The organism is Desulfurivibrio dismutans (assembly GCF_029210385.1).
GTDB classification, from domain to species: domain Bacteria; phylum Desulfobacterota; class Desulfobulbia; order Desulfobulbales; family Desulfurivibrionaceae; genus Desulfurivibrio; species Desulfurivibrio dismutans.
The window spans coordinates 217,195-232,104 of the sequence record NZ_JARGDQ010000001.1 but is presented as its reverse complement, the minus strand read 5'-3'; the positions used below and the strand labels follow the sequence as shown (position 1 = coordinate 232,104).

General features: G+C 62.3%; 13 protein-coding genes. 8 read left to right on the top strand and 5 right to left on the bottom strand.

Annotated elements, in window-relative coordinates; all coding sequences use genetic code 11:
• Nucleotide 1 precedes the first annotated feature (1 nt).
• From P0N66_RS01060 to P0N66_RS01050, 3 genes are all read right to left on the bottom strand, one after another.
• Entirely contained in the window at nucleotides 2–1,048 is a 1,047-nt protein-coding gene (locus tag P0N66_RS01060) for a DHH family phosphoesterase (protein WP_275802098.1), read from the bottom strand.
• Between the two features lie 107 nt (nucleotides 1,049–1,155).
• Nucleotides 1,156–2,877 (bottom strand): lipid A export permease/ATP-binding protein MsbA, encoded by a 1,722-nt coding sequence (gene msbA / locus P0N66_RS01055; RefSeq protein ID WP_275802097.1) that lies wholly within the window; start codon nucleotides 2,875–2,877, stop codon nucleotides 1,156–1,158.
• 10 nt (nucleotides 2,878–2,887) lie between these two features.
• Nucleotides 2,888–4,546 carry an ASKHA domain-containing protein gene (locus tag P0N66_RS01050; protein ID WP_275802096.1) on the bottom strand — a complete coding sequence of 553 codons (1,659 nt, stop codon included), beginning with the start codon at nucleotides 4,544–4,546 and terminating at the stop codon, nucleotides 2,888–2,890.
• A 95-nt stretch (nucleotides 4,547–4,641) separates the two neighbouring features.
• Between P0N66_RS01050 and crcB the strand changes: the two genes are divergently transcribed.
• The 8 genes from crcB to P0N66_RS01010 all read left to right on the top strand — a co-directional run bounded on the left by crcB (nucleotide 4,642) and on the right by P0N66_RS01010 (nucleotide 11,224).
• On the top strand, nucleotides 4,642–5,025 hold the full coding sequence (gene crcB / locus P0N66_RS01045; protein ID WP_275802095.1) for a fluoride efflux transporter CrcB: 384 nt from the start codon (nucleotides 4,642–4,644) through the stop codon (nucleotides 5,023–5,025).
• Entirely contained in the window at nucleotides 5,022–6,206 is a 1,185-nt protein-coding gene (locus P0N66_RS01040) for an LptF/LptG family permease (protein ID WP_275802094.1), read from the top strand. Before crcB ends, P0N66_RS01040 begins: the two co-directional genes overlap by 4 nt.
• Nucleotides 6,203–7,288 (top strand): LptF/LptG family permease, encoded by a 1,086-nt coding sequence (locus P0N66_RS01035; protein ID WP_275802093.1) that lies wholly within the window; start codon nucleotides 6,203–6,205, stop codon nucleotides 7,286–7,288. The genes P0N66_RS01040 and P0N66_RS01035 overlap by 4 nt, the downstream gene beginning before the upstream one ends.
• A 161-nt stretch (nucleotides 7,289–7,449) precedes the next feature.
• Entirely contained in the window at nucleotides 7,450–8,250 is an 801-nt protein-coding gene (locus P0N66_RS01030; protein ID WP_275802092.1) for a hypothetical protein, read from the top strand.
• A complete protein-coding gene (locus tag P0N66_RS01025) occupies nucleotides 8,247–8,906 on the top strand; it encodes an ATPase (RefSeq protein ID WP_275802091.1) in 660 nt (219 codons plus the stop codon). Before P0N66_RS01030 ends, P0N66_RS01025 begins: the two co-directional genes overlap by 4 nt.
• Complete coding sequence (locus P0N66_RS01020) at nucleotides 8,903–9,094, top strand: uracil-DNA glycosylase (RefSeq protein ID WP_275802090.1); 192 nt, start codon at nucleotides 8,903–8,905, stop codon at nucleotides 9,092–9,094. The genes P0N66_RS01025 and P0N66_RS01020 overlap by 4 nt, the downstream gene beginning before the upstream one ends.
• 7 nt (nucleotides 9,095–9,101) lie before the next feature.
• On the top strand, nucleotides 9,102–10,175 hold the full coding sequence (locus tag P0N66_RS01015; protein WP_275802089.1) for a KamA family radical SAM protein: 1,074 nt from the start codon (nucleotides 9,102–9,104) through the stop codon (nucleotides 10,173–10,175).
• A 98-nt stretch (nucleotides 10,176–10,273) separates the two neighbouring features.
• Entirely contained in the window at nucleotides 10,274–11,224 is a 951-nt protein-coding gene (locus P0N66_RS01010; RefSeq protein WP_275802088.1) for a universal stress protein, read from the top strand.
• A gap of 106 nt (nucleotides 11,225–11,330) precedes the next feature.
• Here the strand turns inward: P0N66_RS01010 and P0N66_RS01005 are convergent, their stop codons facing one another.
• Entirely contained in the window at nucleotides 11,331–13,712 is a 2,382-nt protein-coding gene (locus tag P0N66_RS01005) for an ATP-binding protein (RefSeq protein WP_275802087.1), read from the bottom strand.
• A 2-nt stretch (nucleotides 13,713–13,714) separates the two neighbouring features.
• On the bottom strand, nucleotides 13,715–14,893 hold the full coding sequence (locus tag P0N66_RS01000) for an ABC transporter substrate-binding protein (RefSeq protein ID WP_275802086.1): 1,179 nt from the start codon (nucleotides 14,891–14,893) through the stop codon (nucleotides 13,715–13,717).
• Between the last annotated feature and the right edge of the window lie 17 nt (nucleotides 14,894–14,910).

Genomic DNA, 14,910 nt, shown 5'->3' with positions numbered 1-14,910 from the left:
GTCACATATGTTTGGTTGTGAGACGGATCAGGGTGTTGGTGTTGAGGGAGGCGGCCTCCATTTCCATGTTCTTGAGCGGCACCTCCGCCCGGGCCGCTTCCCGATGGCCGCCGGCACTGCCGCTCCGGCCGAAGATCTTCTCCGCCAGCCGTCCCGCATTCTTTTTGTAGCCGTCACAGCGGAAAATTACCACCAGTTTATCGTGGTGGATACCGGAAACAAAAACCCAGGCCGCTTCATGCACCTGCTTTAAAAAATCGGCAATCAGCACCAGGATGTCGGGGCTGGGCACTTTGCCCACGTGGGCGTACAGCCGCTGTTTGCTCAACTTCATCTCGTTTAAGGCGGCGCGGAAGTAATTTAGTTCCGAGCGCCGCAGCGAGGAAAGTTCGATCTTGCGCACCAGGTTCAGGTTGGCCAGGTTGAACAGATAGCGAAAAGAGATGGCATCGGAAAGGGTGACCCGCTTTTCAAAGTTCTGGGTATCAACCTTGATGGCATAAAACAGGGCGGTGGCCAGCGCCACCGAAGGCCGGGCGCTGGCGGCCCGCAGGTATTCCACCATCATCGAAGCGGTGGCCCCGTATTCTTTGCGGATATCGACAAAGGTGGCCAGCCAGCCCTTGGTGGCCGGATGATGATCGATGACCACATCAAAGTTGATATTTTCAAAACTGGGCAGATGGCTGGGTTGAGAGTCCAGCATCACCTTTTTGGAATAGTCGGCCAGCTTGACCGTATGCAACCGTTCGGCGGGGATTTTAAGTAAATCCAGCATCACCAGGTTGTTGAGCCGGCGGATTTCGTTGGGGTAAGCGATGGTGACGTTTTTCACCCGGTGCCGCAGCAGACGCTTGACGGCAAAGGCGCTGGCCAGGGCGTCGGGGTCGGCATTGATCACCACCAGGACACTGTCTTCTTTGTCGAAAACGCCCCAGAACTCCTGCAGGCGATCCTTGGCCGTCTTTTTGGAGTTGCGCTTGCGGTTGGGGCTGGGGCCAAGCTGGGAATTACCCCGCTTTTTGGCAACGGAACCATTGTTCTTCATGGGCCGTCCTATACCATATTCCCCCGCTATCCGGCAACCCTGCCGTGCGCTTTGACCAAGGAAGCGCAAAGTCTTTGGTTTTGACCACGGGTCGGGGGCCGTAACGATCACTGCATCTGGTGCAGATTGGCGTAAACCCCGTTTTGGGCCAGCAGGCTCTGGTGATTACCCTGTTCGACGATCCGTCCGTTCTGCATGACAATGACCCGATCAGCATTTTTGATGGTCGACAGGCGATGGGCGATGACGAAGGTGGTGCGCCGGGCCATGAGATTTTCCAGGGCTTTCTGCACTTCCCGTTCGGCTTCGGTGTCCAGGGCCGAAGTGGCTTCGTCGAGGATCAGGATCGGGGCGTCCTTGAGCAGGGCCCGGGCAATGGCCAAGCGCTGGCGCTGGCCGCCGGACAGCCGGGCGCCGCCCTCGCCGATCAGGGTATCAAGCCCCTCGGGCAGGTCCATGATGAAATCGTCGGCATGGGCCGCCCGGGCGGCGGCCAGGATCTCCTCTTCGGTGCGATCAAGGTCGCCGTAGGCGATATTGTTTCGCACCGTATCGTTGAACAGGATGGTCTGCTGCTCGACGATGGCAATCTGGTGACGCAGGGAGTCCATGGTGACCTCTCGCAGATCGTGGCCGTCCACCAGGATCCGGCCGCCGGTAACATCGAAAAAACGGGGGATCAGATTGACCAGGGTGGTCTTGCCGCCGCCGCTGGGGCCGACAATGGCCAGCACCTGCCCCGCCGGCACGGCGAGATTGATCTCCTGCAGTACCGGATTCTTGCCGTCGTAGCTGAACGAGACATCGCAAAACTCGATCCGCCCCTGAAAGGGCGGCAGAGCCTTGGCGCCGGGAGCATCGGTAATGGCCGGCTTGATGTCCAGCAGCTCAAAAACCCGCACCGAGGCCGCCAGCCCCTTCATGATAGTGCTGTTGAGCCCGCTCAGTTTTTTTACCGGCTCATAGGCCATAAGCAGGGCGGCCATGAAGGCGAAAAAGGTACCGGGGGTGGACTGGCCTTCCAGCACCTTGTAACCGCTGTACCAGATGATGGCGGCCAGGGCCAGGCCGCCCAGGATCTCCATCACCGGATGCTGCAGGCTGCGCATCTGAATATCCCGGACGATAATCTTGTTGAGCTTTTCCACCAGCTTGTCAAAGCGGCTTTTCTCGTATTCCTCCATGCCGAAGGCCTTGACGATCCGCTGCCCGCCGATGGTTTCGTGCAGCGCCCGGGAGACCAGGGCCACGGTCTGCTGGTTGACGGTACTGTTGCGCCGGAACTTCTTGCCGAAATGGTAGATCACCCCCGCCGAAACCGGCAACAGCACCAGGGTCACCAACGAGAGCTGCCAGTCCAGGTAAAAGGCGACCCCCACCAGGAAAATCACCATCACCATCTCTTTCAACACCCCGACCAGCGCCTTGGAGACCGCCCCCTGAATCAGGTTGACATCGGAGATCACCCGGGAGATCAGCTCACCGGTGGGGGTCCGGAGAAAAAATGACATGGGCTGGGCGTGAATGTGAGCAAAAATCTGTTTGCGCAGATCACGAATCACCCGCTGCCCGGCGGTGTCCAACAGGTAGTGGTAGGCATAGTACATCACCCCTTTGCCCAGAAAAATCAGCACCAGGGCGAAGGGCAGCACCGCCAGCAGAGTCCGGTCGTGCTCGAAAAAGATCCGGTCCAGCACCGGCTTGACCATGTAGGCCTGGGCGGCGCTGAAAGCGGCCACCAGCACCATGCAGACCATGGCCATGGCCAACCTTCTCCGGTAGGGGTGAATCCATTGATAAATACGACGCAGCAGTTCTTTATTGTCCATATAAAGTTTTTTACTCCGGTAGCGGCACAGAGGGAAACAGGCTCCGGTCGGTATGAGGGATAAAGCGGGAACCGGAAAACCGGATCATAAACTCATGGTTGACGTTAAGTTCGATATAGGTGATAGAGCGGGAAATTTCATGGATACGCCGCCGCCCCGGCGCCTCCAGCAGATAACGCCGGGCTCCGGCCAGGGAACTGTTGCCCACCGACCGGTAAGTGTCCAGGGGCAGATCGGGGATCATCCCCAGCACCACCGCCTGGCGCGGGTTAATATGGCGACCGAAGGCCCCGGCCACGTGAATTTTGGCCAGTTCTTCAAAAGGCAGGCCCACCTGATCCATCAGGGTGCCCAAAATGGCGTACATGGCCGCCTTGGAGCGCATCAGGGCGTCCAAGTCGACCTGACTCACCGTCACCGCCCGACCATCGGCCGCCTCTCCCGGGCGGGCCACCACGAAGGCGGGGCCGTCGGGGCCGTTGAGCAACCGATCCCCCATCCGTTCGGGCCTTAACTTACCACGGATATCGATAATTCCGGCCAGAAAAAGTTCGGCCATCAAATCGATCATCCCCGAGCCGCAGATACCACGGGCCTTGGGGCGGTCGGCGACACCGCCGACTGCCTGTTGCCGCCCCCCTCCCCTTTCGGCTACCGCCGGGGGAGCGCCGATCACCTGGAAGGACAACTCCCCGCCGGCCGGATCAATCCGCACCCGTTCGATGACCCCCTCCCCGGCCCGCATCCCCATTTTGGCCACTCCGCCTTCCAGGGCCGGCCCGGCGGCCCCGGCGCAGGCCACCAGCCAGTCCCGGCAGCCCACCACCACCTCGGCGTTGGTGCCGACATCGATGAGCATGGCCGGTTCAGCCACCAGGTCCAGATCACAGGCCACAATCCCGGCCAGCAGGTCGCCGCCGAAATAACTGCCCACCCCCGGCAGCACATGCACCGGGGCGGCGGGATGCAGCTCGAGCCCCAAGTCCACCGCCGCCACCGGCCCCGGAGCGTTGACCAGCGGGATATAAGGTTCCCGACAGAGGTGATAGGGGTTCAGGTTGAGGAAAAAATGCCCCATGGCGGTGTTGCCGGCCACGCTCAGGGCTCTGATTTCTTCTTTAATCAGCCCGGCTTGGCCGGCCAGTTCCGCCGCCAGGGCGTTGACATCGCTGACCACCGCCCGATGCAAGCGGCCCAGCCCCTCGGTTGCCTCTCCGCCTTTACCCGCCGCCAGGTGCACCCGGCTTAAAATATCGGCCCCGTAGACAACCTGGCTGTTTTCCCGGGTGGCCCGGCCCAGCTCGCGCCCGCTGAGCAGGTCCAGCAACACCGCCTCCAGGTGGGTGGATCCCAGGTCCAGGGCCATGGCCGGCAGACAGGTGGGGGCGGCGGGCAGAAAGTCGACCAACTCAAAATAAGCTTGCCCATCCGGCTCAACCTCCGAGGCGGCCACCGGCAAGACCTCATTTAAAACCGCCGCCCCCCTAAAACCGGCCCTGCGGAAACCGGCCGCCACCGTCGGCAACTGCCGATAAGGCAGGACCAGGCGGGTGCCGGCAAATTCCGGCCGGGCGACAATCGCCCTTTGCAGTCGATCGACATCCCCGGTATTATCCTGCAGGCTGGGCGGGCTGGCCTCCAGCGGCAATATTCTAACCAGTGCGCTCATGAACATATCCAAGTATAATGAAAGTTTAACCAGCGCCACGATACAACAGGGGCGCCCGGCGTGCATGTAAAAATCGTAAGCAAGCGAACATCAACATGAACCAACTTATCGCCATCATGGTCGGCGGCGCCTTGGGTGCCCTGCTGCGCCACCTGATCTTTCTGCTGAGCCAGCGGCCCGGCGGCCCGGACTTTCCGGTCGGCACCCTGGTCGCCAACCTGCTGGGCTGCCTGGCCATCGGCCTGCTCTGGTATTTTTTTGAAGCCAGCCGACTGACCCATGAGTGGCGGCTCTTTTTGTTCACCGGCCTGCTGGGCGGCTTCACCACCTTTTCCACCTTCGCCCGGGAAACCGTTGACCTGGTTCGCTTCGGCGAATGGAAATCTGCCCTGGCCTACGTAATGATCAGCAATATCCTGGGCCTGCTGCTGGTGGTGGCCGGGATGCTGCTGGCCCGCCGACTGCACCAAGGTATATGAAAAAAATTCCACTGCTGCTTTATACCTATTTGCTCACCGAAATGCTGGCCCCTTTTTTTGCCGCCTTGCTGGTGATCAATGCCATCCTTTTCCTGGGCCGGCTGATTCCCCTGCTGGATGAGATTTTCGGCCTGGGCATCGGACTGGCCGATTTTATCCGGATCTGCCTTTACATGTCCCCCCGGCTGCTGCTCTTTTCCCTGCCCATGGCCGGCATGATGGGGGTTATTATCGCCTTTACCCGGATGAACGGCGATTATGAAATCATGGCTCTCAAGGCCAGCGGCATCGGCCTGTACCGGATGCTGCCGCCGGTGCTGCTGATAGGGGCCGTCACCGCCCTGCTCACTTTGGTTACCGCCACGGTGCTGATTCCCAAAAGCACCATCGCCACCAGCCAGCTGTTCTGGCACCTGGCCAAAACCAAGGTGGAGCAGGGGGTGCGACCCAACACCTTCAGCGAAGGCCTGCAACAGGTGGTGCTTTACGTCGAGGAGGTCACCCCGGACAACACCTGGCGCGGGGTCTACCTTTCCGATCTGCGCGATCCCGACCACCCGGTAACAGTGATGGCGCCGACCGGTAAACTGCAGGCCGATCCCGCCGGCCGCCGGATCATGCTGACTCTGCGCGACGGCACCATGCACCGGGACGTTGAGGACAAAACCCAGACCCTGCACTTTGGCCGCTACCATCTGGAAATGCCCATCACACCGCCCGCCGCTTTTGCCGACCGGGCTGGCAAAAACGGCATGACCCAGTCCGAACTGCGGCAGACCGCCGCCAGACTGGGACCTGAGCATTCCCGCTATAAAACTTACCTCATTGAATACCACCAGCGGCTGGTGCTACCGGCCGGCGCCTTCATCCTGGCCGTTCTGGGGCTGACCCTTACCATGCTCAGCCGAACCCCCCATCAGGCCCTGGGGGTGCCTTTCGGCCTGCTTTCCTTCATCGCCTATTATGTCCTGCTCACCGCCGCCAAAACCCTGGCGGAAGGCGGGCAACTGCCCCTGGCGCCGGCCATGTGGCTGCCCAACCTGGTGTTCGCCCTGTTCACCGTCTACCTGACCCAAAAAACCGCCCGAGAACTGGGCAACCCCTGGCTGGAACGGGGACTGGAGACAGGCTCCAGGCTGATCCAGCGCCTGCGGCGGCCGACCATGAGGACCTCGCCATGATCCTCCTGCTGGACCGCTATCTCTTTTGGCAGTTTACCCGCAACCTGGGGCTGGTACTGGGCGGGCTGATGGCCATTTACCTGCTCATAGATTTCTTTGAACGGGTGGACAGCTTTCTCGACGCCGGCCTGGGCATCGGCACTGCGGTTGCCTACCTGCTGCTCAAAACCCCACTGATTTTTGAACAGCTGATTCCCGTCTGTCTGTTGCTGGCCGGGGTCATCACCCTGGGAGTGCTCAACCGCCACAACGAATTGATGGCCCTCAAGTCCGGGGGCCTCAGTGTGCGCCGTATTGTCCGGCCACTGCTGCTGGCCGCCATGTTTTTCAGCAGCCTGGCTCTGGCCGCCGGTCAGTGGCTGCTGCCGCCGACGCTGTCGGAAACCAACCGGATATGGTACGAGGAAGTGCGCCAGCAAACCCCCGAGGGCATTGAGCGCAGTGGCCGCATCTATTACCGGGGGGCCAGAGGGATATACTCCTTTGCCCAGCCCGACGATCCCTCCGCCGGCCTGCCGGACTTTTCCTTCACCTCCTGGAGCGAAGATTACCAGCTGGCCCGTTTGCTCACGGCGACCAGCGCCCACTGGGAAGCAGGGCGCTGGACTCTGCGTGAGGGCCAGCAGAAAACACGCACCACTGATGGCCACTACCAAACCGACCTCTTTACCGAAATGACCATCGAGCTGCCGGAGAACCCGGATGATTTTTTCCTGCCGCCTTACGCCTTGACCGAGCGTCCCTTAAGCGAGCTGCTGGCTCAGGCCCGGGCCCCCGAAGAAAGCCCCAGGCGGCATGAAGCCAGGCTTGAGTTGCACCAAAAAATCTCTTATATCTTCCTGGGCCTGCCTCTGCTGCTGGTGGGGATCCCGCTGCTGCTGGCCATGCACCGGGGCCGGAGCCGCGACCTGGCCCTGGCCATTCCCGCCAGCTGTATCATGGCTTTTACCGCCTGGGGTCTGTGGAGTATCAGCCAGGCCCTGGCCGGCGCCGGGCACCTCTCCCCGGGCCTGGCGGCCTGGCTGGTGCACCTGCTGACCGGCGGCCTGGGCTTTTACTTTATCCTGCGTCAGGACTCCTGAACGTTGATAACCTCGCAAAAACCCGCCAAATACGTTGGGCGGAAACGATAAAACAAACAGCTACAAAACGCGCCCAGTCGGTGGTACGGCTTTTTACGACGCCGACCGCGCTTGCGGTCGATTAAACCGGCAAGTTCCTGCTCCTGGTGAATAATTTAATTATGTCTCAGCACCGTTTTTCCATAACTCCGATGACGGCCGACAGGCAACTTGACTGGCCCCGGATAAAGCAGGTCGGTATTGTGGGCCTGCCACCGCGGGCCGTGATAGCTCGGCTCAACCGGCACCAGACGATCATCCACGACCTGGATGAACCACTACTGGTCAAAACCGGTTCGGACGCCGCCGACCTGTTGCCCAAAGTTTATTGCGCCATCTTGCGCACCGTGGTGAGCAATGCCCGACAACTGGAGCTGGATGCCATTTTTCTCGACACCGGGGCCGGCAAATGCGACGGCGCCCGGGTTACCGCCCGCCTGCTGGCTGCTGAACTGGCCATTCCGGTGGTGGCCTGCGACAACCGAGACGCCCGGCCATTAGGCCATCCCATCTGCATAAGCGCCTTGCCCCTGCCGGAAAAAATGCGCCGGATCACCACCGGAGTAAAAACAGCGGAACCGCCCTCCGTAGCGCCCCCCCCTTGCCCTCCCCGGGCCGGATTCTGGGGGGTCCCCCCGCGGGATTTTTCGCTGCTGGAGCTTTTTCCCGCCCATACCCACATTTACGGCTGGACCCGCTGCATGGAAAACAAAACCCCAGCCGACCACGAACTGGAAAGTTATTGCAACCCGGCGGTGCCCACCGTTTTCTTTGCCCAGAGCTTTTGCCCCAAAACCGCCCTGGCCCGTTACCTGGCCGAGCGGCACCCGCAGGCTTTATACCTGGACGCCGACCAGCAGGGCGGCGGCAGCGCCCGGGCCAAAATCCAGGCTTTTTTTGAACTGTCGGGAGTTGTGTCGTGATTATCGGCGATTTCGGCACCTCCTACAGTAAGCTCCTGGATCTTGCCCAGACGCCAGCCACCCCACGGATTGTCGCCACCCGCGAGCTCGGCGATTTCCAGGTGGATCTGGCCACCGGCCACAACGCCCGCCGCTTCGGACGCGTCCAGGTCAACGAACTGACCGCCCTGGCCCGGGGAGGTGAAGCGCTGATTGCCGAACAGGATTTCGTTCTGCTGGACTGCGGCAGCCGAGACACCAAGTTTGTCCGCTACCATGCGGGCAAACTCGCGGATATGGGATGGAACGCCGAATGTGGCGCCTCCATGGGCTTCACCATCGAACTGCTGGAACGCTATTACCAGTTGGACTGCCGGACCATGCCGCTGCCCCAGCGAAGTTTCCCGGTGACCTGCGGGGTGCTGGGACTGAGCGAGATCTTTGACGCGGTGGTCAACGGGGTCTCGGAAGCCGAGGCGGTGGCCCGCCTTATTCGCGGCATTGCTCGCAACGCCTGGCGCTTTGCCGGCCAACCGGCCAAAATATACCTCTCCGGCGGGCTTTGTGCGCACCCGGTTTTTGTCGGCAGCTTTCCCTGCCCGGTGGCCCCCTTGGGGCGCTTTGTTCTGCTGGAAGGCCTGCAAAGACAAAGGAGACAACCGGGGGGTGAGGGGTGAAAGAGAGCAGAGAGCAGCGACCCTACTGTTTCCACTGCCGCCATTTTTACATTACCCATGAGCCGGCCACCCCCTACGGTTGCCGTGCCATGGGCTTCAAGTCGGCCCAGAACCCGGCCATGGTGGTCTTCAGCAACTCCGGCCTGCACTGCCAGCTCTTTGCCGCCAAATCCAACAAGAGAAGCTGACTCCGAAATGTCTGCAACCAACCGTCCTAAATGGTTACCCTGGCAGCGGCTGCTGGCCGCTTCACTAACCCGGCCGGCCGAGCTGGCCGACCGCTTCGGGCTTGACCCCGCCCCCCTGGCGGCGGTGACGGCCCGTTACCCGATGCGTATCAACCCCTACTACCTGAGCCTGATCGAGCAGCCGGGAGATCCCATCTGGCGGCAGGCGGTTCCCGACCCCCGGGAAATGAACGATACCGTCTGTCCGACCGACCCGCTGGGCGAGGAAGAACACAGCCCGGTCCCCAGCCTGGTGCACAAATACCGGGACCGGGCCCTGCTGCTGGCCGCCGGCCAATGTGCCATGTACTGCCGCTTCTGCACCCGCAAGCGCAAGGTGGGCACCATCGGCATGGCAACCGCCACCACCTCGGAACAACTGGAACCGGCCCTGGCTTACCTCGAACGCACTCCCGCCATCCACGACGTGCTGATCTCCGGCGGCGACCCCTTGCTGCTGCCCGACCGGCAACTGATCTGGCTGCTCACCCGGCTGCGCCGGATTCCCCATCTGGAAATCATCCGCCTGGGCAGCCGGGTACCCTGCACCCTGCCCCAACGGGTCACCCACAAACTGGCGGCGGCGTTGAAAAAATTTCATCCCCTTTATATCAACACCCACTTCAACCACCCCCGGGAACTCACCCCGGAAGCGGCCGAAGCCTGCCGCCGGCTGGCCGACGCCGGTATTCCCCTGGGCAACCAGACGGTACTGCTCAAGGGGGTCAATGATGACGCCGCCACCATCCGCCAGCTGATGCGCGGCCTGCTAAAAATCCGGGTCAAACCCTACTACTTGTTCCAGGGCGATCTGAGCCGGGGCACCGATCACTTCCGCACCCCGGTGGCACAAGGCCTGGCCATCATGCGGGAATTGATCGGCCACACCTCGGGCCTGGCCACCCCCACCTTCGCCCTGGACGCCCCCGAAGGCCGGGGCAAAATCCCCCTGACTCCGGACTACGTCCAGAGCCTGGGCGACAAGCTGGCTTTCGTCAACTACCAGGGCATCCCCTGCCAGTATCCTAATCCAGACGGATAAAAAACAGATCATCGCCCGAGCCAATGACTCTGATGGATCCCTGAGGTAATTGCTTTTTTTCTTGGCCGAACCCCCGGCCAATGCTATGCTGGATAATTATGAATACCGACTCAGTTTCCAGCCGCAAACTGCTGGTGGCCCTCGACGGCTCCATCCACAGCCGCAACTCGTTGCACTACCTGGCGGAGTTGTTTGCCGCCCGACCGGGGGTGCATTTCAAGCTTTTCAGCCTGGTTCCCGGGGTTCATCTGCCACCGGGCAGTGAATGGCTGAGCGAAGCCGAACGGGTCAACATGTTAAGCCCCGCCGCCCGGCAAAAGCTGGTGACCCACAAGGGGTATCTTCGCCAGGCCGCTGATTTTCTGGCCGGTAAAGGGGTGGCCCGGGAACGGCTTGAAGAGGAGGTACAGATCAGCCACGGCAACCTGGCCGCCGATATCGCCGCCGAGGCCCGGCGGGGACTGTTCGACGCCGTGGTGGTAGGCCGTCGGGGCATGACCAAGCTGGAGGAAATGTTGCTGGGCGGGGTGTCCGTCAACCTGCTGGAAAAATACCACGATATCCCCCAATGGATCATCGACGGCAAAATCGACTCCCACCGTTTCCTGGTGCCGGTGGACGGCAGTCCTTACGCCCTGCTGGCGGTGGACCACCTGGCCTTCATGCTGAAGGATCATCCCACGGCGGAAATAACCCTTTTTCACTCCACCGCCATCCTGGCCGAACGGCCCCAGAGCCGGCCGGAAGAATGCTACCGCCGCTGGGGCGAGGAGTGGTGCGCCCTGCACCTGGAACGGCCGGACAACATCTTCCACGGCCCCCGCCAGATTCTCAACGAAGCCGGCTTTCCCGAACAGCGCATCCATGAACTGGAAACCAGCAAAGGCTTTGAACCCAGCCGCCAGATCGTCCGCCAGGCCCTGATGGACGACTACGGCACCATCGTCCTGGGCCGCCGCGGCGCCGATGCCCAAAAAGGCCTGTTTCGCGGGGTTTCCGACCGGGTCCTGCTGATGGCCGAACAGGTGGCGGTCTGGGTGGTTGGTTGATCGTCTGCACTCACGTGGTGTCTGCCGGGGTGCAACATGAAAGCTGCCTGGAACCTAGGACGGTTGCTGCGGCCCCCACCCCCTGACCACAAGTCCTGCGACACGATTAGACCGGCAGGCGGACCTTGATGGCCGCCCCCCGGCCCGGCTGGCTGTCCACCGTGATCTCGCCGCCCAAGGCCTGGACAATGCCGTAGGAAACCGCCAGCCCCAGCCCGCTGCCGCTCTTCTTGGTGGTATAAAAGGGGTTGAAAATTTCCCCCTGCGCCGCCGCCACGATCCCCGGCCCCGTATCTCTCACCACCACCTCCAGCCAGTCGCCACGGCTGCCATCGGCTTCAAGCTCATCGGCGGCCAGCCGGGTGATCAACTCCAACCTGCCTTGGCCCTCCATGGCCTGAACGGCGTTGATCACCAGGTTGGTGAACAACTGGCGCAGCTTTTCCTGATCACCCAAAAACCGCGGCAACTGCCGGTCGTAATCGCGCTTCACCTCCAGGCCGGTGCAGTCCACCTGGTGGGCGGCCTGGGCAACAATTTCATTCAGCAACTCATTAACCTGCACCTCCTCCGCCGGGGCCGTCGGCTGTTCATGTTCCCGGGCAAACAACAGCAGGCTGCGGGTAATCCGGGAAATGCGCTCGGTGTTTTTGAGGATCTCCGCCACCTCCTCCTCGCCCTCGCCGCCGGCCAGGCGGCGGCGGATAATCTCCACGTTGCCGCGGATGATGGCCGCCGGGTTGTTGATCTCGTGGGCCACCCCGGCGCCCAACAGGCCGATGGCCGCCAGTTTTTCCTTGCGTACCAGTTCTTCCTGGGCCTGGATCAACTCCCGGTTCTTCTCCTCCAGGTCGCGGGTGCGGGCCGCCACCTTGGCCTCCAGGCTGCGATTGAGTTCATCCAGTTCCAGACAGGTGTGCTCCAGGACCTCGGCGGCCTGCTTGCGCTCGGTGATATCCAGAAAGGTGACCACCGCTCCTTCGATTTCGCCCTGCTCGTTGTAAATGGGGTTGGCGGTAAACTCACCGGAGAAACGGCTGCCGTCCAGACGTTGGATATGATAGTCGTCCTCATGCACACTCTGCCCCCGGCCCAGAACCTGTTCCAACAGGGCGGAGTGGGGGCCGCAGCCGCTTTCCTCTCCCCGGCGGGAGACGATGCGGTCGAAACAACGACCATTGATTTCCACCGCCGAGCCGCCCAGCAATCGGGAACCGGCCGGATTGACAAAAGAGACCCGGCCGGCGGCGTCCAGCCCCATGATTCCCTCGCCAGCAGACTGCAGGATCAACTCGTTGTCCCGCCGCAGCCGGGTCATGGTCCGCACCTGGTGGTTTACCCTCCGGCCGATCAGCCAGCCCAGGCCCAGAAAACCGCATAACACCAGGATGCTGAGCAGCAGCAGATTAAGCATCACCCGGGCCAGCATGGCTTCCGCGTGGTCGGTCATGGCGGCACTGCGCTCCCGGGCCAGATCGGCCAGCACCGGGTAAATCCGCTCGGTCCTGGCAAACAGCTCCTGGGTCCGGACTTGCAGAGTTTCCCGTTCCCGCCGCAACTGCAGCACATCACCGCTGAGCCGGAACAATCCCCCTTCCCCGGGGCGGATGGTCTGGTATTCGGGCAGCAGCACATACCCCCGGCCGAAAATCAACTCCCGCAGGGCAGCCACCCGTTCCCCTTCCAGGCCCGCCGCCGGACCGTTTTCCTCTGCCAGTAAAAAGAGCTGGCGCTCCAGACGCTCCAACACCTGCTTGAGCTGGTTGTCCCGCAAATCGGCCAGGTGATCAAGTTGGTCCTCGCCGGCCAGGGTCTCCACCAGGCGAGAGAGTTCGGCCAGTTCACTGCGGATTTCCTTGATCATTAAAGGATTGTTCTGGGGGCCGCCCCCGGCGTGCTGTTCGAGAAACTCCTGGGCCAGGGCCGGAGCCTGCTCCGCTTCGGCGGTCCGCCAGCGGCGCAGGGCCAGGGCTTCGGCCAGGCGCTGCCGGCCTTCCAGGGTTTCCGCCGCCGCCCGCATTTCCTCCAGCACCACCCGCACCCGGCCGAGGGTTCTTTTTTCCTGCTGGTCGTCGGCCACCGGCCGATAACGGCGGCGCCAGTCCACCGCCCGGCTGTGCAGCACCGTCAGTTCGGCGGCGGCCGCCGACAGATCGGCCAGGGCGGTCATACCGGGGTAATCCCCCAGTTCATGCCGCAGGTCGCTCACCGCCGTGGTGAAGGCGGCCACCGAAGCCGCTGAATCGTCGGTCTCCAGGCCTTGCAGCAGCAGGGCCAAGTCACTGCGGGCTCCCTGCCCCAAGCGCTGCAACCGGGCGGCCAACTGGCTCAGTTGTCGGTCCTCCTCCAGCAACTGAATGCGTTCCCGGTTGAGGTCCAGCAAGGTCCAGACCATCAGCCCGTTGGTAAAAACCCCGGCCAGCAGCCCGATGGCCACCAGGGTCCAGACCAGTACGGTTATCGCTCGCCGATGGTGTTGGTCGCTCATGACTATTCCGGCACCAGTTCGGCAATGCCGGCTTCTTCCAGGGGCTCCAACTCCCCGGCCCGCAACACCGTGGGCCAGACCTGGTCACTGGCCTGATGGCGTTCCGGCCCCAGGTACAGCGTCCGCCCCAGACCCAGGTCGAATTCCCCCAAGGCCTCCAGGGCCTCCACCAGGCCTTCGCGGGTGGGTTCACCATCTATCCCCGCCAGGGCCCTGGCCAACAGCCTAATCGCAATATAACCTTCCAGGGCCACGAAACTGGGGGCCATATCCTGCACATAGGTCTCGATATCCTCCCGAAAATCAGCCACCAGCGGCAACTCGCGCTGCCGGGGATGAGGAACCACCTGGGTGACCACCACCCCCTCAATCTCCGCCCCCAAGGCCCGAGCCAGAAAGTCGCCGCCGACAAAGGAAACGTTGAGCAAAAGGCTCTCCAACCCGACTTCCCGGGCCAGGCGGATGAACTTGGCACAGGGCGCGTAGGCGCCCACCATGATGATGGCCCGGGGAGTCCGCTCGGCCAGCAGAATATCGGCCAGGGCGTTTTCCACCGCCAGGGTGTTACGGGGATACCTGACATGAAGAATCTGGCGCTCATCGGTCAGGCCATGGCGCCGCAGAGCCGCCAGCCCACCGGCAAAGCCGGCGTCACCGTAGCCGTCGCGCTGGGTAAAAAAAGCGATCTCTGCCGGAGCCAGGCCGGCCTTTTCCACCAAAGCCCGGACCATGGCGGCAATCTCTTCACCATAGCTGGCCCGGTAATTGATGACATAACGCTCAGGAGGCGTCTGCCGCAATACCCCGGCCCCGGTGAAAGGGGCAAAATAGAGCACCCGGTGCTCACGGACCAGCGGCAGTGAGGCAATGGCGGTGGGGGTGCCGACGTTGCCGATGATCGCCAGCACCTTTTCCTCTTCGATCAGCCGCCGCATATTGGGAGCGGTGCGGGCCGGTTCATAGCCGTCATCCAGGGCGATCAGACGCAGGCGCCGGCCGTTGATTCCCCCCTCATGGTTGAGGCGCTCCAGGCCCAGCGCCACCCCGTCCCGCATGGCCTGCCCCAGTTCGGCGGTGGGGCCGGAAAGAGCGGTGGACATGCCCAGCACGATCTCCTCGGCCCGGCCGGCGCCCGGCAGCATGATCAACAGCATACAGAGGAGGGAGAACAAACGAGGCATAACAATCCTTCCAATTC

Excerpts from the sequence above, each read along its gene's own strand:
- P0N66_RS01060 (WP_275802098.1), bottom strand. The coding sequence starts at position 1,048 with ATGAAGAACAATGGTTCCGTTGCCAAAAAGCGGGGTAATTCCCAGCTT.
- msbA (WP_275802097.1), bottom strand. The coding sequence starts at position 2,877 with ATGGACAATAAAGAACTGCTGCGTCGTATTTATCAATGGATTCACCCC.
- P0N66_RS01050 (WP_275802096.1), bottom strand. The coding sequence starts at position 4,546 with ATGAGCGCACTGGTTAGAATATTGCCGCTGGAGGCCAGCCCGCCCAGC.
- crcB (WP_275802095.1), top strand. The coding sequence starts at position 4,642 with ATGAACCAACTTATCGCCATCATGGTCGGCGGCGCCTTGGGTGCCCTG.
- P0N66_RS01040 (WP_275802094.1), top strand. The coding sequence starts at position 5,022 with ATGAAAAAAATTCCACTGCTGCTTTATACCTATTTGCTCACCGAAATG.
- P0N66_RS01035 (WP_275802093.1), top strand. The coding sequence starts at position 6,203 with ATGATCCTCCTGCTGGACCGCTATCTCTTTTGGCAGTTTACCCGCAAC.
- P0N66_RS01030 (WP_275802092.1), top strand. The coding sequence starts at position 7,450 with ATGTCTCAGCACCGTTTTTCCATAACTCCGATGACGGCCGACAGGCAA.
- P0N66_RS01015 (WP_275802089.1), top strand. The coding sequence starts at position 9,102 with ATGTCTGCAACCAACCGTCCTAAATGGTTACCCTGGCAGCGGCTGCTG.
- P0N66_RS01010 (WP_275802088.1), top strand. The coding sequence starts at position 10,274 with ATGAATACCGACTCAGTTTCCAGCCGCAAACTGCTGGTGGCCCTCGAC.
- P0N66_RS01005 (WP_275802087.1), bottom strand. The coding sequence starts at position 13,712 with ATGAGCGACCAACACCATCGGCGAGCGATAACCGTACTGGTCTGGACC.
- P0N66_RS01000 (WP_275802086.1), bottom strand. The coding sequence starts at position 14,893 with ATGCCTCGTTTGTTCTCCCTCCTCTGTATGCTGTTGATCATGCTGCCG.